Here is a 17,838-nt window from a genome sequence, read left to right as displayed (position 1 = left end):
ATGAGACAGGTACGCACGGCCGGGTTGATCCTGGCAGTCGGCGCGCTGCTCGCCACCGTGCTGTCGGCGTGTGGCAGCACCGAACCCCGCAACCTGCTCGACTCCATCCGCGAGGGCTCGGTCGTGCTGGGCGTGAAGTTCGATCAGCCGGGTCTCGGTCTGTACGAACCGGACGGCAACGTCGAGGGATTCGACGCCTCGGTGTCGCGGTATGTCGTCAACCACATCGCCGACGACCTCGGTGTCCCCCATCCGGAGGTCACCTGGCGCGAGACGCCGTCGGCACGACGCGAGGCGATGATCGACAACGGCGAGGTCGACCTGATCGCGGCGACGTACTCGATCAACGCCGCCCGCTCGAAGAAGGTGTCCTTCGGCGGCCCGTATCTCGTCACCTACCAGGGTCTGATGGTGCGCGCCGACGACACCTCGATCGACCAGCTCGCCGACCTCGACAAGGGCAAGAAGCTCTGTTCGGTGACCGGCTCGACGCCGGCGCAGAACGTGAAGGCACAGCTGCCCGCGGTCCAGTTGCAGGAGTACGACTCCTATTCGGCGTGCGTCGAGGCGCTGCGCCGCGACAAGGTCGACGCGGTGACCACCGATGAGGCGATCCTGGCCGGTTACTCCAACTTCTGGGAGGGCGAGTTCAAGCTCGTCGAGATGACCTACCTCAAGGACGCCTGCGTCAAGGATGCCCTGAAGACCGCGGGCAGCCCGTTCTCGACCGAGCGCTACGGCGTGGGGCTCGCCCTGGACGACACCGCGTCCCAGGAGGCCGTGAACAAGGCGCTCGACGCCATGCTCGCGCCTGCGGTCGACGGCGAGTCCGCGTGGAACGCCGCGCTGCGCAAGGCACTCGGCAACCCGTACGTGGACGAGATCATCGCCCGCGCGGACCGACCGGACTCGAAGTTCCCGTACCTGCCCGACCCCGGCGACCTCGACTTCCTCGACTCGCCCTCCACACCGTGCCCGCCCGGGCTCCAGTGAACGACGGAGCAACCGATGAATGACGTCTCTCTGTGGGAGAGCATGGGTCCAGAGCTGTGGCCCGCCTTCTGGGTGACCATCCAGCTGACCTTCTACTCGGCGATCGGCTCGCTGGTGTGGGGCACGATCCTCGCGGCCATGCGGGTCTCCCCCGTGCCGGTGATGCGCGGGTTCGCCGAGGTCTATGTGAACATCGTCCGCAACACACCGCTGACACTGGTGGTGTTGTTCTGTGCGATCGGCCTGTACCAGAACCTGGGACTCACGTTCGCGCCGACGATCGAGTCGAACAACTTCTGGCTCGCCGTGTTGGCGTTCGTCCTGTACACGTCGACGTTCGTCTGTGAGACATTGCGGTCGGGCTTCAACACGGTCCCGCTCGGCCAGGCCGAAGCCGCTCGGTCTCTGGGTCTTTCATTCACCCAGGTCTTCGGGATCATCGTGCTGCCGCAGGCAATCCGGTCGGTGATCGGCCCGCTGGGCAGCGTCCTGATCGCGCTCACCAAGAACACCACGGTCGCGTCGGTGATCGGCGTCGCCGAGGCGGCGGCGCTGATGAAGACCGAGATCGAGACCTACTCCGATCAGCTGTTCGTCATCTTCGGCGTCATCGCGGTCGGATTCATGATCATCACACTCAGCGAGGGTGCCGTCTTCGGCTACCTCGCCAAGCGACTGGCGGTGAAACGATGAGCGCCGACTCGAGCGTCCTCTACGACGTCCCGGGGCCACGCGCCCGGGCTCGGAATCGCCTGCTGGCCATCGGCTTTCTCGCGATCCTGGCCGCGATCGCGATCTATGTGATCGCCGTCCTCGCCGCCAACGAACAGTTCACCGCGGAGAAGTGGTCGCCGTTCGTCACATGGAGCACCTGGACCGGTTACATCCTGCCGGGACTGTGGCGAACCCTCGCGGCCGCAGCGGTGTCCATCGTGCTGTCGCTGCTGCTCGGTGCCGTCCTCGGCATCGGCCGGCTCTCCGACCATCTGTGGGTGCGGACCCTCGCGGGGTTGTTCGTCGAGGTCTTCCGCGCCATCCCGGTGCTGATCCTGATGGTGTTCACCTGGTTCCTGTTCGCCATCTACGGCATCTTCCCGTCGTCGGCACTGGCGTTCGCGGCCGTGGTCACCGGCCTCACCCTGTACAACGGGTCGGTCATGGCCGAGATCCTGCGGTCGGGTATCAACTCGCTGCCCAAGGGACAGACCGAGGCGTCGATGGCGCTGGGTCTGCGCAAGAGCCAGATGATGCGTATCGTCCTTCTGCCGCAGGCGATCACCGCGATGATGCCCGCCCTGATCTCGCAGATGGTCGTGGCGTTGAAGGACAGCGCACTGGGCTACATCATCGGGTACTCCGAGGTGGTGCGCAGCGGCCTGCTCTCGGCTTCGCGCTACGGCAACTACATCCCCGCGCTGATCGTCGTCGCCATCATCATGATCCTGATCAACTTCGGGCTCTCGACCTTCGCCACCGCTCTCGAACGGCGGCTTCGGCAGGGGCGCCGATCGTCCGGACCGACCGCGGACCCGGAGGCGACGGAACTCGCCGCGTCGGAGAACCTGCCGACCGGTAGGTGACCCGAGGCGCTCAGCCGCTGCGTAGCGCGCTGAGCGCCTCCCCGACGACCTCGAAGGCGAGGGACTGGGAGTAGCCGCGCCGCACCAGCATCCCGACGAGCCGGCGCATGGCCTTGTCGCGTTCGGCGCGATCATCACCGATGCGGTCGACGACCGAGGGCGTGAGTTTGCGGGCCACCAGCCCGGACGCGATGGTCCGTTCATCGTCGGGGTCGATGTCGGCGAGCGCCTCGGAGATGATCGATTCGTCGACGCCCTTGGTGCGCAGCTCGTGCCGTAACGCCAGACGTCCCTTGCCGGAGTTGAGGTGACGGGACCGCACCCACTCGGAGGCGAACTCCTCGTCGTCGAGCAGGTTGTGCCGCTCGAGGCGGGCCATCACCTCATCGACGACATCGGCCTCGAAACCCTTGCGCATCAACCGTTCCCGCATCTCTGTGCGTGAACGCGCACGGACCCCGAGCAGCCGCAGTGCCGAGTCCCATGCGCTGGGGCCCTTGCGGTCGGGATCGCTGTCCCGACGCCTGCGCGTCTGCTCGGGGTCCGATGCCTCGCTCAAGACCTGCCTCAGAACTCCACCGGGGCCGGGGCGATGTCATCGGCGTCGACTGTGGCACCGATGCCCAGCTTCTCTTTGATCTTCTTCTCGATCTCGTCGCGGATGTCGATGTTCTCGAGCAGGAACTTACGGGCGTTCTCCTTGCCCTGGCCGAGCTGATCGCCCTCGTAGGTGAACCACGAGCCGGACTTGCGGATGAAGCCCTCCGCGACGCCCATGTCGATCAGCGAACCCTCCTTGCTGATGCCCTGGCCGTAGAGGATGTCGAACTCGGCCTGCTTGAACGGCGGCGCGACCTTGTTCTTGACGACCTTGACGCGCGTGCGGTTTCCGACCGCCTCGGTTCCGTCCTTCAGGGTCTCGATCCGACGGACATCGAGGCGCACCGAGGAGTAGAACTTCAATGCCTTACCGCCCGTGGTGGTCTCGGGCGAACCGAACATGACGCCGATCTTCTCGCGCAGCTGGTTGATGAAGATCGCGGTGGTCTTCGACTGGCTCAGCGCGGAGGTCATCTTGCGCAGCGCCTGGCTCATCAGACGGGCCTGCAGACCGACGTGGCTGTCGCCCATCTCGCCCTCGATCTCGGCCTTCGGGACCAGCGCGGCCACCGAGTCGATGACCAGGATGTCGAGCGCGCCGGACCGGATCAGCATGTCCGCGATCTCGAGCGCCTGCTCACCGGTGTCGGGCTGGGACACCAGGAGCGCGTCGGTGTCGACGCCGAGCTTGGCGGCGTAGTCGGGATCGAGTGCGTGCTCGGCGTCGATGAACGCGGCGATGCCGCCCTGCGCCTGAGCATTGGCCACCGCGTGCAGGGCGACGGTCGTCTTACCCGAGGACTCCGGACCGTAGATCTCCACGACGCGGCCGCGGGGCAGCCCGCCGATACCGAGGGCGACGTCGAGGGCGATCGATCCGGTGGGGATGATCTCGATCGGCTGACGGGTCTCCTCGCCGAGCCGCATCACCGAGCCCTTGCCGAAATTCTTGTCGATCTGCGCGAGGGCGAGGTCGAGAGCCTTCTCGCGGTCTTGGGGCGCAGGTGCCATGGGAGTTCTCCTCGGTTGTGAGCCGGATTTCCGGCGGGCGGTCTGTGCGGTCCGGGCGTTCATGGGATGAAGGTAGCCGGTGGGTCCGACAACTCTTCAGACGCAGACGCGGCCCGTGCGGTTCCGTCTGATGTTCACCTCTGGCCACCAGAATGGACGAACACCTGTTCGATGGCAAGTGTGACACGCGGGGCGTGTCACCAGCGATGGCGCGGCACGTCGAAGTCGCGGCAGATCGCGATCCAGACGTCGCGCGGGTCGACCCCGTCGTCGATCGCCTGGGCGCCGGTGCGTCCGCCGACATCGATCAGGATGTGATCGGACAGGATCGAATCCGCTGAGGGCACACCGAATTCGGCGGTCATCAGCTCGGTGAACTCGGTCAGACGCACGGGTCCAGCCTAGGTGACGACCCCACGACGCGGCGCGCGACCGCCACCGGGTCGACGACGTCGGTCACCGACTCCCCGATCACACCCGCCGCACGTGCATGCGCCGGATCGTCGAGCACAGCGCGCACGGCCTCGGCGACGGCGGCCGTGGTGACCGGGCGCACCACCCGGCCCGCGCCGGCACGTCGGATGCGAGTGGCGAGCTCCCACTGATCTCCCCCGCCGGGCACTGCCACGACCGGCACCGAGGCCAGCATCGCCTTGGCGAGGATCCCGTGCCCGGAGCCGCAGATCAGCACATCCGCGTGCGTGAGCACCTCGTCCTGCCTGCCCGGCCCGGCGGTGATCAGCTCACCGTCGAACCGCGCGAGATCGGCGTCGGCCGGGCTCCGCAGCCCGGAGACCACCACCCGAACCGTCCGGCCCAGCGACCCCGGCGACAGCGCGTCGAGCGCCACGCCGAGCATGTCGGCGGCACCGGTGTGCGCGGTCGACGGTGCGACGACGACGAGACGGCTGTCGCCGGGTGGTACGGAGAAGAGCTCGTCGGTCGGCTCCCACACCAGCGGGCCGATGAGATGGGCGTCCGCCGGCCAATCCGGACGCGACACCTCGAGCCCGGGCAGGGTGGCGATCAGACGCGCCGACGGTTCCGCGTCGAGGTCGCCCAGTCCGATGGAACGCCGGGCGATCCGGCGCTGCCGTTCGCCCTGCCGGATCGAGGATGCGGTGGCGGCCCGCATCAGCGTGTCCCGCAGCCGACCGCCGACGCCGCGGCCCGGTTCGAGTCCGGAACCGATCGGCGGGAGCCCCCGGGACGGTCGGTACAGCGGGTGCGGCGACAGCTCGATCCACGGCAGGCCACACAGCTGGGCCGCCCAGCCGCCGCCGACCGTGATGACGTCGGAGATGACGACCTCGGTTCCTGTCGCACGCAGTGGCTCGACCAGTTGCCGGGCCATGCGCGCGGCGCGGACGCTCAGCTTGGCGCCCGCGTCGGTGTCGTCGTCGGAGTCCTCCGCACGTAATCCGGGGAGATCGGCGATGTCGATGCCCCGGCGTCGCGCGGCATCCGCCCATCCGAGGGAGGTGAACACGGTCGGCGCATCGCCGGCCGCGCGGAACCGTTCGGCCAGTGCGAAGGCCGGGAATGCGTGCCCGGCATCGGAACCGGCGACTATCGCGACGCGCACGGGTTCACCGTGCGCGCGTCCGGGATGCGTCAGTTCTGCTGGGGAGGTTCGGTGGTCGGCGGCGCGGCCTGGGTCGCGGGCTTCTGCAGGCCGGGTGCGGTGGCACCGGCGGAGGGCAGCGCGTCACCGCGCATGCTGGCGCGGATCTGTTCGAGGCGGGAGTGCCCGGCCATCTGGACGCCGGCCTGCTCGACCTCCTGCATGCGGCCCTGAACGGAGTTCTTGGCGAGTTCGGCCGAGCCGAGCGCGTTCGCGTAACGCCGCTCGATCTTGTCGCGAACCTGATCGAGGCTCGGCGTGTTGCCGGGCACCGACAGTTCGCTCATCTGGTTGAGCGAGGCCGAGACCTGCTCCTGCATCTTCGCCTGCTCGAGCTGGCTGAGCAGCTTCGAACGCTCGGAAAGCTTCTGCTGCAGGATCATCGCGTTGCGCTCGACGGCCTTCTTGGCCTGATCCGCGGCCTGCAGCGACTGATCGTGCAGCGACTTGAGGTCTTCCACGCTCTGCTCGGCGGTCACCAGCTGGGCCGCGAACGCCTCGGCGGCGTTGGTGTACTCGGTCGCCTTCTGGGTGTCGCCCGCGGCGGCGGCCTGGTCGGCAAGGGTCAGTGCCTGCCGCGTGTTGGCCTGCAACCGTTCGATGTCCTCGAGCTGCCGGTTCAGCTTCATCTCGAGCTGGCGCTGGTTGCCGATCACCGATGCCGCCTGCTGCGACAACGCCTGATGCTGACGCTGGGCGTCCTCGATCGCCTGCTGGATCTGCACCTTCGGGTCAGCGTGCTCGTCGATCTTCGCGTTGCCGAGTGCTGAGAGGTAGCGCCACAACTTCACGAACGGGTTCGCCATGCTCGTCGTACTCCATTCCGGGGTCTGAGAACTCTGGTGACCAATCTAGCGTCTGTGAGTCCCCGTTGAATCGGTGTCGTCGTTCGGATGGTGCAACCGGCGTCCTTCGGACGGGTCGGGGGTCAGGCAGCAGCGAGAGCCGTGGCGTCGCGCCTGCCGGCCGGAGCGGGGATGACGACCTTCGTGGCGGTGAGTCCGGCCTCGACCGCGTCGACCCCGGTGGCCTCGCCCATCGGCTCGGCACCGACCACGACCGGTTCGGCACCCGCCGGACGCATCGCACTGCCGACGTCGAGGAGCAGGTCGGCGATCTCCACGTCGAGAGCGTCGCAGATCGCGGCGAGCAGTTCGCTCGACGCCTCCTTCTGGCCGCGCTCGACTTCCGAGAGGTACCCCAGGCTCACTCGCGCTCCGGTGGACACCTCGCGCAAGGTTCGGCCCTGCTGCGTGCGGACCCGACGCAGGCTGTCGCCGAGCGCCTCGCGTAAGAGCTTCGCCATCGAGTCTCCTCCCTACTGACCATCTCGCCGCGCCCACCTCACGGCGGCGCGTCTGCTTCCCTACCCAACGCTCCGCGGCGTCGACGAGTTCCCGCGACACCGCTGGGCCTTCGCAGTACCGTCTGGTCGACGATAGTCGAACTCAGCGACCGCCGCCGGTTCCTCCCACAGGACGTCGAGGCGGCTCAGACGGTCGGGGTCGCCGATCAGCGCTGTCGGACCGGACCTTGATCGCCTGCCAGGTGTAGTCGAGCCCGGTGTAGATGGTCACCACGACCGCGAGTCCCATGAGGATGTCGGCGGCGAGTTGCCACGGGCCGCCCAGCGGGAGCAGATAGAGGCCGATGGCCAGCGCCTGCAGCAGGGTCTTCAGTTTGCCGCCCCGGCTGGCCGGGATCACCTTGTGCCGCAACACCCAGAAGCGCAGCGCGGTCACCCACAACTCGCGCGCCACGATCACCACGGTCACCCACCACGGCAGGATGCCGAGCATCGACAGTCCGACGAGCGCGCCGCCGATGAGTGCCTTGTCCGCGATCGGGTCGGCCAGCTTCCCGAAGTCGGTGATCAGGCCACGCTGTCGGGCGATCATCCCGTCGTAGCGGTCGGTCAGCGCGGCGACGCCGAAGACGATCGTCGCGACCGCGCGCCACAGCGTCGACTCGCCGGAATCCATGAACAGCGCCACGAGGAACACCGGGACCAGGATGATCCGGAACACCGTGAGCGCGTTGGCGATGTTGACCACCGGAACCGGGTCGACCGGATCGGTGATGTGATCGGGCCCGCGGCCGACATTGGCGATGCCCTTCTCGTCGACGGCCCGCCTGATCCGGTCGGTCATGAACCCGCCCCCGATCGCGGCGTCGTGCCGCAGTTCAGGGCGGTTCTCATATACACGCCCATCAGGGTATCGGCAGGCCCCGGGGACGCGGTGCACAGGTCGGCCCAGCGCGGACGCGTCGGTGCCGACGGCGCGGTCCGCGTCGCGCCGACGAGCGCCCGCGGCGGACAGGACTAAGGTGATTTCCCATGTCCCCCGCCGAACACGTCGTCATCCGTCGTGCGCGCACCTCCGACGTCCCGCGGATCAAGGAACTGATCGATCAGTACGCCGGCAAGATCCTCCTGGAGAAGAATCTCGTCACGCTCTATGAGTCCGTCCAGGAGTTCTGGGTCGCCGACGTCGACGGGGTGGTCGTCGGTTGTGGTGCGCTGCACGTGCTCTGGGCCGATCTCGGCGAGGTCCGCACCGTCGCCGTCGACAGCGCGCACGCCGGGCGGGGCATCGGGCACCTCCTCGTCGACCGCCTCATGGCGGTCGCGCGCGAGCTCCAGCTCTCCCGTGTCTTCGTGCTGACCTTCGAGACGGCCTTCTTCGGGCGGCACGGCTTCGTCGAGATCCAGGGCACTCCCGTCACGCGGGAGGTCTTCGAGGAGATGTGCCGGTCCTACGACACCGGCGTCGCGGAGTTCCTCGACCTCAGCTATGTCAAACCCAACACCCTGGGCAACACCAGGATGCTGGCAACCATCGAGCAGGAGTGACAATGCCGTTCTTCGCCGTGCAGTACACCTACCGCCCCGCCAAGGCCGCGCTGCGCGATCAGCACCGGCCACTGCACCGCGAGTGGCTCGCCGAGGAGCACTCGGCCGGCAACGTGCTGATCGCCGGCCCCTACCCCGACGGCTCGGGCGCACTCATCGTCATCCGGGCAGCCGACCTCGAGGCGGCCGAGGCGTTCCTCGCGAACGACCCGTTCCAGGCGCATCAGGCCGTCGATGCCATCCGCATCGACGAGTGGACGCAGGTGTTCGGGCCGTTCCCGGCCTGATCCCACGTCCACCCGCCGGGGTCAGAGCGGTCAGACGTCCTTCGACTTCGGCGCCCGGGCATCGGTCGAGTCATCGGCGGAGTCGACCTGCGGCGTCTTGGCCGCCCCGCGGCTCTTGATGAGGCTCGCCACCGTCGTGATCACCAGGACGCCGAGGATCACCGACAACGACAACCCGGTCGAGATCTCGGGGACGGCCACATGCTCGCCGCCGTTGATGAACGACAGGGTGTTCTCGTGCAGGGCGTGCAGCACCAGCTTGACGCCGATGAACGCGAGGATGATCGACAGGCCGATGGACAGGTACACCAGACGATCGAGCAGCCCACCGATGAGGAAGAACAGCTGACGCAGACCCATCAGGGCAAAGGCGTTGGCGGTGAAGACCAGGTAGGGCTCGGAGGTGAGGCCGTAGATCGCCGGGATCGAGTCGAGCGCGAACAGGATGTCCGTGAAGCCGATGACGATCAAGACCATGAGCATCGGGGTGGCGAGGCGCTTGCCGTTCACGCGGGTGAACAGCTTGTCGCCGTCGTAGCTGTCGTGCGTACGCAGGTAGCGCTTGACGAAGCGCTCCAGGCGGGTTTCGCGGTCTTCCTCGTGCTCGACCGGGTCGTCGCTCTCGCGGAGCAGCTTGACGGCGGTGAAGATCAGGAACGCGCCGAACAGGTAGAACACCCAGCTGTAGGCATTGATCGCGGCCGCGCCGACGGCGATGAAGATACCGCGCATGACCAGGGCCATCAGGATGCCGAGCAGCAGGACCTTCTGCTGGTACTCCTTGGGCACCGCGAACTTCGCCATGATGATGACGAAGACGAACAGGTTGTCCACCGAGAGCGCCTTCTCGGTGACGTAGCCGGCGAAGTACTCACCGCCGTACGTGGATCCCCACTGCCACCAGACGAACAGACCGAACAGGATGGCGATGGAGATGTACACCGCCGACCAGATGCCCGATTCTTTGAGCGAGGGGGCGTGCGGCACACGCACGTGGGTGAAGAAGTCGAACACGAACAGTCCGACGATCACCGCACAGGTGATCAGCCAGACGGACAGCGACACATCCATTACAAGAACCTCCAGCAGGCAGCATGAGCTGACGAGCCAGAGGTCTCTCCCACCGAACGGGGGCCGACGCTCCGGGCCCCGGCCGCGACGATGATCGGCATCGTCGCTGACCGTGACCGTATTGACGGAAACGCCGCTTTGGGGATACTCCCCTCATGGATCTCTGGTCACCTTATACAAACTCCCGGTGACGCGCAGAAACCCCTGGTCAGACGCCCGCCTCAGGTGTCGGAAGTGTCCGTTTCGTCGCCTCCGCCGGTGATCGAGGCGATCACACCCGCGAGATCGTCGGGCTTGACGAGCACCTCCCGCGCCTTTGACCCCTCGCTCGGACCGACCACTCCCCGGGTCTCCATCAGGTCCATCAACCGGCCTGCTTTGGCGAAGCCGACACGCAGCTTGCGCTGCAGCATCGACGTCGACCCGAACTGGCTCGACACGACCAGTTCGATCGCCTGCAGGAGATCGTCGAGGTCGTTGCCGATGTCGCTGTCGATGTCCTTCTTGTCGCCCGCCTTCGCCGCGGTGACACCCTCGGTGTACTCCGGCTCGGCCTGCTCCTTGGAGAAGTCGACGACCGCCGCGATCTCCTCGTCGGTGATGTAGGCACCCTGCATGCGAATCGGCTTGTTGGCACCCATCGGCAGGAAGAGGCCGTCGCCCATGCCGATCAGCTTCTCGGCGCCCGGCTGGTCCAGGATGACGCGTGAGTCGGTCAACGACGACGTCGCGAACGCCAGCCGCGACGGCACGTTGGTCTTGATCAGACCGGTGACGACGTCGACCGACGGCCGCTGCGTCGCGAGCACCAGATGGATGCCGGCGGCGCGGGCCTTCTGCGTGATGCGCACGATCGCGTCCTCGACGTCCCGGGGTGCGGTCATCATCAGGTCGGCGAGCTCGTCGACGATCGCGAGGATGTACGGATACGGCTTGTAGACGCGTTCGCTGCCCAGCGGTGTGGTGATGTCACCGGACCGGACCTTCGAGTTGAAGTCGTCGATGTGTCGCACCCGCGACGCCTTCATGTCCTGGTACCGCTGCTCCATCTCCTCGACGAGCCATGCGAGGGCCGCGGCCGCCTTCTTGGGTTGCGTGATGATCGGTGTGATGAGGTGCGGGATGCCCTCGTACGGGGTGAGTTCGACCATCTTCGGGTCGATGAGGATCATCCGCACCTGCTCGGGGGTCGCGCGGCTGAGGAGCGACACGAGCATCGAGTTGACGAAGCTCGACTTGCCCGAGCCGGTCGAACCGGCGACGAGAAGATGCGGCATCTTCGCCAGGTTCGCGCTGACGAAATCGCCCTCGATGTCCTTGCCGAGCCCGATCACCAACGGGTGCTTGTCTTTCCGCGTCGACGGCGAGTTCAGGACGTCGGCCAGCCGGACCATCTCCCGGTCGGAGTTGGGGACCTCGATACCGACCGCGGACTTGCCGGGGATCGGTGCGAGCAGGCGGACGTTGTCGGTCGCGGCGGCATAGGCGATGTTGCGCTGCAGGGCGGTGATCTTCTCGACCTTGACGCCGGGACCGAGCTCGATCTCGTACCGCGTGACGGTCGGTCCGCGGGTGTATCCGGTGACCGCGGCGTCGATCTTGAACTGCTCGAGCACGCCGGTCATCCGGTCGATCATGTCGTCGTTGGCGCTGCTGCCCATCTTGGGCGGATCGCCCTCGAGGAGCAGATCGGGCGGCGGCAGCCGGTAGTCTCCGTCCGCCGTCGGGTCGGACGGGACGAATGCCTCGTCGTCGGCGATCGCGTCGTCGGGCTCGGGTTCGCGCTGGGGCTCCGGTTCGGGCGCGGGACGCGGCGCGGGCCGCGCGGCCGCCCGTCGGGCGGGGGTGGCACGCGAGCGGGGGCTCGGCGCGATCACCTCGGTGACCTGCTCGGCGACACTCTCGGCGGGGTCCGCGAGATTTTCGGTCACGGCCTCCTCGAGCGGGGTGACGTCGGCGACCTCGGCGGGCTTGCGCCGGGAGGTCCGTCCCGCGGTCCGCGCGGGTGCCGAATCCGGCGGGTAGTTGTCGTACGGGTTCGACGAATACGGGCGGCGCCGGGACCGCGAATCGAGCGCTCCGGAATCCCACGGGTCGGCGTCGACGTCGGCGTCGGCGTCGGTCGGATCGCCGAAGTCGGGATTGTCGTAGTTCTCCGCGTCGGCATCCCATTCGTCGTCGTCCCAGGGCGCGTCGTCGTGCCCTATACCGAGGCCGAGGTAGCCGGCGGCCGCGTCGACGACCTCGCGGACGGTCCGCCCGCTGAGGATGAGGACACCGAAAGCCATGCACAGCAACAGGATCGGTACGGAGACCCAGGCGGTGACACCCGCCGTCAACGGCGTGCCGACCGCGAAGCCGACGAACCCGGCCGCCTCGGAACGGCCCGGGAGATCCACCGGTGCCCCGGCGATGAGGTGCATCAGACCGAGCAGCGGCAGAGCGACCAGGAACCCGCCGGCCAGGTAGCGTCCACGACGCTCCGGGGCGGCCGGGCGGCGCATCAAGATGATCGCGAGCGCGAGGAGACCGATCGGGACAAGCACGGCCGCGGCGCCGATGACCGCGCGGATGAGGGCCTCGATGAACGCACCCACCGGACCGGCCGCGCCGAACCAGACGCTGGCGCCGACGAGCAGTCCGAAGGCGAGCAGACCGAGCGCAATGCCGTCCCGCCGATGGCTGTGACCACCGGCCCCGGGACGGCCACGCCCGTCCGGCCCGGAGTCGTCGTCGAACAGGTCCTGATCCAGGTCGGCATCGTCCATGTCGTCGAACTCCCCGACGACTTCGGTACGCGGTCCGCGTCCGACGCCCGACCCCGCCCGGGCGGCACTGCCGACTCCACGCGCGAACAGCGACCATCCGGCGCCGATGCCCTTGCCGACCGCGGACGCCCCGGCCGCGGCGACGGAACGACGATGAAGATCCACCGACTCCGAACGTGGGTCGGACCGCGAGCTGCCGCGCGACGCACCGGCCCTCGACCTCGTCGAGGCCCCGCTCTTCGATCGGCCCGTCGAACCGCTGCTCTTCGAACCGTTGCTCTTCGAACCCCCGCCCTTCGCCCCACCGCTCGTCGAGCGCCGGCTCGCTGTCGAACTCCCGCGCGTCGAACCACCACGCGCCGATCCGGCACGCGTCGAACTCCCGCGTGGAGAACCGGCGGCGCCGCGCGAAGAGGACGCGCGCGTACCCGTGCTTGCCTTCGAAGCCATACCGACAGACTAGTGGGCAGCGATCACATCAGTCACACGGGCAACACGGACAACGGGGTACGTGTCGAAGTTGTGACCGCCCTACAGGCCCCGCGAGCTCTCCCGGACGCCCTTGATCGCCGACTCGGCGCCGTCGAACGTGACGTCGACGGGTGAGCGACCGAACGCGAACAGGACCAGCTCACCGACACGACCGGTGACGACGACCTCGTCGCCCGATCCCGCGGTGACCAGATCCTCGCCGTCGGGGGTACGCAGCGTCACACGTCCCGGGACCTTCTTGAGCGTCATCCTGCCCATGGTCTTCGCCGGGGTCCGGAGCTCGGCCTCGAGTTCGGGAGCGAGGACTCGCGGGGTCCAGGGTCCGTCGGCATCGGTGCCGCCGCGCAGCACGTCTTCGTGGTGGACGAACATCTCGGCCAGGTTGGCGAATCGATCGACCAGCTTGAGCGGTGAGAAGATCGGCGGACCCGACGCCAGCAGGGCGAGTTGGGCATCCCAGTCCTTCGACGCCGCCTGTGCCCGAACCTTCTCGGTGTGGCCGGCGAAGGCGGGGATGAGAATGCCCGGGCCGGTGTCCGGCCGCCGCTCGCGGACGACGAGGTGGGCCAGGAGATCGCGGGTTGTCCAGCCCTCACACAAGGTGGGCGCGTCGGGGCCCACCTTCTTCAAGGTCTCGACGAGGGCTGCTCTTTCGTTCTGCGCACCGGTCACACGACCACGGTAGCGACATCGCCGGCAATCCGTTCCTTGACGCCGGTTCAGTCCCCCACGGCCATCACGGTGGGCACGATCATCGGACGACGGCGGTAGGCGGTCGACACCCAGCGTCCGACAGCCCGGCGGATCCCCTGGGCGATCCGGTGCGTGTCGGTGACGCCCTCGGCCGCCAGCGAATCGAGCGTCTGGTTGACGATGTTCGCCGCCTCCTTGAGCGCGTCGGGATCGTCGGAGAACCCGCGACCGGAGACCTCGGGGGTGCTCACCGCACGGCCGGTCGCCACGTCCACGGCAACCGTGATGGCGATGAAACCGCCCTCCCCCAGCACGAGACGTTCGGACAGCGTCGACTCCCCCACGTCACCGACCGAGAGGCCGTCGACGTAGACGTGGCCGACCGGAACCCGCCCGACGATGTCGGCGCGGCCGTCGACGAGGTCGACGACGACGCCGTCCTCGGCGAGGACCACCCGGTCTTCGGGTACCCCGGTCGCGACGGCCAGTGCGGCGTTGGCGCGCAGGTGCCGCCACTCGCCGTGCACCGGCATCGCATTCGAGGGCCGCACCGCGTTGTAGAGGTAGAGCAGCTCGCCTGCCGAGGCGTGGCCCGAGACGTGGACCTTCGCGCTCTGCTGGGTGATGACGGTCGCGCCGCGTTTGGCCAGGCCGTTCACGACGGCGAAGACCGAGTTCTCGTTGCCGGGGATCAGCGAGGACGCCAGCACGACGAGGTCGTCGGCCCGGATGTTGATCTGCCGGTGCTCTCCGCGCGCCATCCGCGACAGCGCCGACAGCGGCTCGCCCTGTGAGCCGGTCGAGATCAGCACGACGCGATGGTCCGGCAGGCTCGCCGCGGTGTCGAGATCGACGACGACGCCGTCGGGCACCGACAGGTAGCCGAGATCCTGCGCGATCTGCATGTTGCGCACCATCGAACGGCCGACGAAGGTGACCCGGCGGTTGTGGGTGTGCGCCACGTCGATGATCTGCTGGATGCGATGGACGTGGCTGGCGAACGAGGCCACGATGACACGCTGCTTGGCCTTGCCGATGACCTGGTCGAGGACCCCGCCGATCTGGCGTTCGGGGGTCACGAAGCCCGGCACCTCGGCGTTGGTCGAGTCGACGAGGAACAGGTCGACACCCTCGTCACCGAGGCGGCTGAATCCGGCGAGGTCGGTGAGTCGGCCGTCGAGCGGGAGCTGATCGAGCTTGATGTCGCCGGTGTGCAGCACGACCCCGGCGGGGGTGCGGATCGCGACCGCGAGTGCGTCCGGGATCGAGTGGTTGACCGCGAAGTACTCGCATTCGAACGGGCCGTGGGAGGTCGTCTGCCCCTCGATCACCTCGACGAGCTTCGGCCGCAGCCGGTGCTCACGGCATTTCGCGTCGACGAGCGCGAGCGTGAACTTCGCCCCGATCACCGGGATGTCGCTGCGCAGCCGTAGGAGGAACGGGATGGCGCCGATGTGATCCTCGTGACCGTGCGTCAGGATCACCGCGTCGACGTCGTCCATGCGGTCTTCGATGTACCTGAAGTCCGGCAGGATCAGGTCGACGCCGGGCTGCTGGTCCTCCGGGAACAGCACGCCGCAGTCGACGATCAGCAGCCGGCCGTTGTACTCGAAGACGGTCATGTTGCGGCCGATCTCGCCGATGCCGCCGAGCGCCACCACACGCAGACCGCCCTTGGGCAGTCGCCGCGGCGTGCCAAGCCGGTCCACGGGCGCGGGGGTCGCCGGTTCGGGTCGGCGGCCGCCACGCGCGTCGCCACGTTCGTGGCGGGGGCGGCGCGCATTCGACCCGGGGTTCGCCGGACGCTTGGCCGCGTGCTTCGGCGCGTTGGCGTCGGACTTCTGCTTCGAGGCACCGGCGGGCGGGGTGGTCACAGCCGGCGGCGGCGGGGTCACAGCCGGCGGCGTGGTCACAGCCGGCGGCGGACTGGGCGGGCCGGCCTTGCGGGCGGCCGCCCGGCGTCGGGTCCGGGGGCGGTCGGTACCGGCGTCGGGGCCGGTGTTGTCGTTGTCCGTCATCAGACCAGCACACCTGCCGCTCGGAGATCGACGATCAGTTCCTCGATCTGCGCCGCGTTCGCGGGCACCTGCGGCAGGCGCGGGTCGCCGACCTCCAGCCCGAGGATGCGCAGTGCCGCCTTCACCATCGTGACCCCGCCGAGCCGGCCCATGGCGTTGACGAGCGGGAGCATGGAGGTGTTGATCGCGCGGGCCGCGTGCAGATCACCCTTCTCGACGGCGATCTGCATGTCCCGCAACCGATCCGGGACGAGGTGCCCGATGACGCTGACGTATCCGGTTGCACCGATCGACAGCCATGGCAGGTTGAGCGCATCCTCGCCCGAGAGGTACTCGAGACCGGTGCTCGCGATGAGGCCCGCGGCCGAATGCAGGTCGCCCTTGGCGTCTTTGACGCCCCGGATGTTCGGGTGCTCGGCGAGGGCGAGCATCGTCTCGTTCATGATGGGGACGACCGAGCGGGGCGGGATGTCGTAGAGCAGGACCGGCAGCGCGGTGGCGTCGGCGACCGTGCGGAAGTGCGCGAGGATGCCCGCCTGCGGCGGCTTCGAGTAGTACGGGGTCACGACGAGGAGCGCGTGTGCGCCGATCTTCTCGGACTCGATCGCGAACCGGACGCTCTCGGCGGTGTCGTAACTGCCTGCGCCCTGGGTGATTCGAGCCCGGTCGCCCACCGCGTCGAGGACGACGCGCAGCAGCTCGAGCTTCTCCGGCACGGTGGTGGTCGGCGACTCACCGGTCGTGCCGGACACCACCAGACCGTCGCAGCCCTTCGAGACCAGGTGGTCGGCGAGGACCGCGGCCTTGTCCAGATCGAGGCTTCCATCGGAGTGGAAGGGGGTGACCATCGCAACCACGTTCGTCCCGAAGGGATGCTCGTGAAGCGGTTCCTGGACTGCGTTCATGGTGCTCAAGGCTACCGCCTCCCTGTCCGTGACGATCCTCACCCTTCCAGCACGAATGGTGAGGTCGCGACCTCGGTCCCGTCGGCCAGCGTGCCGATCTCGAAATCGCCGAATACGGTGGGCGCCACGCGCATCAGCTGGCGTAGACATTCCACCGCCAGCTGGCGGATCTCGACGTCGGCGTGCTCGGTGGCCCGCATGCCGACGAAGTGCCGCCAGGCCCGGTGGTTGCCGGTGACGACGATCTTGGTCTCGGTGGCGTTCGGCAGCACGGAACGAGCGGCCTGACGTGCCTGTTTCCGCCGCAAGATGGCGTTGGGGACGTCGGCGAACTTCGCCTCGAGGGCCGCGAGCAGCTCGGTGTAGGCCGCCCGGCTCGCGTCGGTCGCCGCGGTGAACAACTCCTCGAGCTCGGGGTCACCCACGATCGCCGGCGGGGCCACGACGTTGGAGTCGTGCTCGGGCACGAACCGCTGGGACAGTTGCGAGTACGAGAAGTGCCGGTGGCGGATCAGCTCGTGGGTGCACGAACGCGAGATGCCACTGATGTAGAAGGTCACCGACGCGTGCTCCAGCAGCGACAGGTGACCGACCTCGAGGATGTGCCGCAGATACCCGGCATTGGTCGCGGTACGGGGGTTGGGCTTGTCCCAGCTCTGATAGCACGCCCGGCCGGCGAACTCGACCAGTGCCTCACCGCCCTCGGCGTCGGTGCTCCACGGCACGTCCTCCGGAGGGGTGAACTGGGTCATCGCCACCATCTGCACCTTCAGCGGCACCAATTCGGACACGCATGTCTCCTGTCATCCCTCACGTCCGGCCACACCTGCGCGTGCCCTGCGGTACCCGATTCTCCCCCACCGCCTCCGTACCGCACTTTCGGGCTCCGTCCAGCTCTGTCCGCGGGTAGAGTCCCTGCAGGCGTGCGTGATGACCGGGGGT

Annotated in this window: 18 protein-coding genes; 5 read left to right on the top strand and 13 right to left on the bottom strand. The window is 68.1% G+C overall.

Translation table 11 applies throughout. From position 1 onward, the window contains the following. The 3 genes from AC3B6C_RS18275 to AC3B6C_RS18265 are packed head-to-tail and all read left to right on the top strand — an operon-like array spanning window position 1 to window position 2,573. Window positions 1-993 (top strand): glutamate ABC transporter substrate-binding protein, encoded by a 993-nt coding sequence (locus AC3B6C_RS18275; RefSeq protein WP_055474689.1) that lies wholly within the window; start codon window positions 1-3, stop codon window positions 991-993. Window positions 994-1,008: 15 nt separating this feature from the next. Further along, window positions 1,009-1,686 (top strand): amino acid ABC transporter permease, encoded by a 678-nt coding sequence (locus tag AC3B6C_RS18270; RefSeq protein ID WP_010840844.1) that lies wholly within the window; start codon window positions 1,009-1,011, stop codon window positions 1,684-1,686. Next, window positions 1,683-2,573, top strand: a complete 891-nt coding sequence (locus AC3B6C_RS18265; RefSeq protein WP_014926543.1) for an amino acid ABC transporter permease — start codon at window positions 1,683-1,685, stop codon at window positions 2,571-2,573. Before AC3B6C_RS18270 ends, AC3B6C_RS18265 begins: the two co-directional genes overlap by 4 nt. A 10-nt stretch (window positions 2,574-2,583) precedes the next feature. Here the strand turns inward: AC3B6C_RS18265 and AC3B6C_RS18260 are convergent, their stop codons facing one another. The 7 genes from AC3B6C_RS18260 to pgsA all read right to left on the bottom strand — a co-directional run bounded on the left by AC3B6C_RS18260 (window position 2,584) and on the right by pgsA (window position 7,958). Beyond that, the gene (locus AC3B6C_RS18260; RefSeq protein WP_488373690.1) at window positions 2,584-3,132 is read right to left on the bottom strand and encodes a regulatory protein RecX; all 549 of its coding nucleotides are present in this window, start codon (window positions 3,130-3,132) and stop codon (window positions 2,584-2,586) included. Between the two features lie 8 nt (window positions 3,133-3,140). Next, window positions 3,141-4,184, bottom strand: coding sequence for a recombinase RecA (recA, locus tag AC3B6C_RS18255; RefSeq protein WP_055474691.1), 1,044 nt, complete (start codon window positions 4,182-4,184; stop codon window positions 3,141-3,143). A gap of 197 nt (window positions 4,185-4,381) precedes the next feature. Further along, window positions 4,382-4,576, bottom strand: a complete 195-nt coding sequence (locus AC3B6C_RS18250) for a DUF3046 domain-containing protein (protein WP_010840840.1) — start codon at window positions 4,574-4,576, stop codon at window positions 4,382-4,384. Continuing rightward, window positions 4,567-5,769, bottom strand: coding sequence for a glycosyltransferase (locus tag AC3B6C_RS18245; RefSeq protein WP_488373689.1), 1,203 nt, complete (start codon window positions 5,767-5,769; stop codon window positions 4,567-4,569). The genes AC3B6C_RS18250 and AC3B6C_RS18245 overlap by 10 nt, the downstream gene beginning before the upstream one ends. Before the next feature lie 29 nt (window positions 5,770-5,798). Further along, complete coding sequence (pspA, locus tag AC3B6C_RS18240; protein ID WP_010840838.1) at window positions 5,799-6,614, bottom strand: phage shock protein PspA; 816 nt, start codon at window positions 6,612-6,614, stop codon at window positions 5,799-5,801. Window positions 6,615-6,736: 122 nt separating this feature from the next. Then, entirely contained in the window at window positions 6,737-7,114 is a 378-nt protein-coding gene (locus AC3B6C_RS18235) for a helix-turn-helix domain-containing protein (RefSeq protein WP_010840837.1), read from the bottom strand. Between the two features lie 142 nt (window positions 7,115-7,256). Next, window positions 7,257-7,958, bottom strand: a complete 702-nt coding sequence (gene pgsA, locus AC3B6C_RS18230; protein ID WP_488373688.1) for a CDP-diacylglycerol--glycerol-3-phosphate 3-phosphatidyltransferase — start codon at window positions 7,956-7,958, stop codon at window positions 7,257-7,259. 188 nt (window positions 7,959-8,146) lie between these two features. On the opposite strand from pgsA, the gene AC3B6C_RS18225 reads away from it, so the two are divergent. Beyond that, entirely contained in the window at window positions 8,147-8,662 is a 516-nt protein-coding gene (locus AC3B6C_RS18225) for an amino-acid N-acetyltransferase (RefSeq protein ID WP_014926536.1), read from the top strand. A gap of 2 nt (window positions 8,663-8,664) precedes the next feature. Continuing rightward, window positions 8,665-8,949, top strand: coding sequence for a YciI family protein (locus AC3B6C_RS18220; RefSeq protein WP_004021860.1), 285 nt, complete (start codon window positions 8,665-8,667; stop codon window positions 8,947-8,949). Between the two features lie 30 nt (window positions 8,950-8,979). Here AC3B6C_RS18220 and AC3B6C_RS18215 read toward each other — a convergent pair whose 3' ends face one another. From AC3B6C_RS18215 to thyX, 6 genes are all read right to left on the bottom strand, one after another. Next, window positions 8,980-10,020, bottom strand: coding sequence for a TerC family protein (locus tag AC3B6C_RS18215; RefSeq protein ID WP_488373687.1), 1,041 nt, complete (start codon window positions 10,018-10,020; stop codon window positions 8,980-8,982). A gap of 221 nt (window positions 10,021-10,241) precedes the next feature. Beyond that, a complete protein-coding gene (locus AC3B6C_RS18210) occupies window positions 10,242-13,238 on the bottom strand; it encodes an FtsK/SpoIIIE family DNA translocase (RefSeq protein ID WP_488373686.1) in 2,997 nt (998 codons plus the stop codon). An 81-nt stretch (window positions 13,239-13,319) separates the two neighbouring features. Then, on the bottom strand, window positions 13,320-13,952 hold the full coding sequence (locus AC3B6C_RS18205; protein WP_488373685.1) for a TIGR03085 family metal-binding protein: 633 nt from the start codon (window positions 13,950-13,952) through the stop codon (window positions 13,320-13,322). A gap of 47 nt (window positions 13,953-13,999) precedes the next feature. After that, entirely contained in the window at window positions 14,000-15,991 is a 1,992-nt protein-coding gene (locus tag AC3B6C_RS18200) for a ribonuclease J (protein ID WP_488373684.1), read from the bottom strand. Continuing rightward, the gene (gene dapA / locus AC3B6C_RS18195) at window positions 15,991-16,896 is read right to left on the bottom strand and encodes a 4-hydroxy-tetrahydrodipicolinate synthase (RefSeq protein WP_488373683.1); all 906 of its coding nucleotides are present in this window, start codon (window positions 16,894-16,896) and stop codon (window positions 15,991-15,993) included. Before dapA ends, AC3B6C_RS18200 begins: the two co-directional genes overlap by 1 nt. A gap of 38 nt (window positions 16,897-16,934) precedes the next feature. After that, window positions 16,935-17,687, bottom strand: a complete 753-nt coding sequence (gene thyX / locus AC3B6C_RS18190) for an FAD-dependent thymidylate synthase (protein WP_010840828.1) — start codon at window positions 17,685-17,687, stop codon at window positions 16,935-16,937. Between the last annotated feature and the right edge of the window lie 151 nt (window positions 17,688-17,838).

The organism is Gordonia sp. 11cp (genome assembly GCF_057767225.1).
The sequence above is the reverse complement of the archived record's forward strand: the minus strand, read 5'-3'. Positions and strand labels throughout refer to the sequence as shown.

Coding starts and splice junctions, on each gene's coding strand:
- AC3B6C_RS18275 (WP_055474689.1), top strand. CDS start 1: ATGAGACAGGTACGCACGGCCGGGTTGATCCTGGCAGTCGGCGCGCTG.
- AC3B6C_RS18270 (WP_010840844.1), top strand. CDS start 1,009: ATGAATGACGTCTCTCTGTGGGAGAGCATGGGTCCAGAGCTGTGGCCC.
- AC3B6C_RS18265 (WP_014926543.1), top strand. CDS start 1,683: ATGAGCGCCGACTCGAGCGTCCTCTACGACGTCCCGGGGCCACGCGCC.
- recA (WP_055474691.1), bottom strand. CDS start 4,184: ATGGCACCTGCGCCCCAAGACCGCGAGAAGGCTCTCGACCTCGCCCTC.
- pspA (WP_010840838.1), bottom strand. CDS start 6,614: ATGGCGAACCCGTTCGTGAAGTTGTGGCGCTACCTCTCAGCACTCGGC.
- AC3B6C_RS18235 (WP_010840837.1), bottom strand. CDS start 7,114: ATGGCGAAGCTCTTACGCGAGGCGCTCGGCGACAGCCTGCGTCGGGTC.
- pgsA (WP_488373688.1), bottom strand. CDS start 7,958: ATGACCGACCGGATCAGGCGGGCCGTCGACGAGAAGGGCATCGCCAAT.
- AC3B6C_RS18225 (WP_014926536.1), top strand. CDS start 8,147: ATGTCCCCCGCCGAACACGTCGTCATCCGTCGTGCGCGCACCTCCGAC.
- AC3B6C_RS18220 (WP_004021860.1), top strand. CDS start 8,665: ATGCCGTTCTTCGCCGTGCAGTACACCTACCGCCCCGCCAAGGCCGCG.
- AC3B6C_RS18215 (WP_488373687.1), bottom strand. CDS start 10,020: ATGGATGTGTCGCTGTCCGTCTGGCTGATCACCTGTGCGGTGATCGTC.
- AC3B6C_RS18210 (WP_488373686.1), bottom strand. CDS start 13,238: ATGGCTTCGAAGGCAAGCACGGGTACGCGCGCGTCCTCTTCGCGCGGC.
- AC3B6C_RS18200 (WP_488373684.1), bottom strand. CDS start 15,991: ATGACGGACAACGACAACACCGGCCCCGACGCCGGTACCGACCGCCCC.
- dapA (WP_488373683.1), bottom strand. CDS start 16,896: ATGAACGCAGTCCAGGAACCGCTTCACGAGCATCCCTTCGGGACGAAC.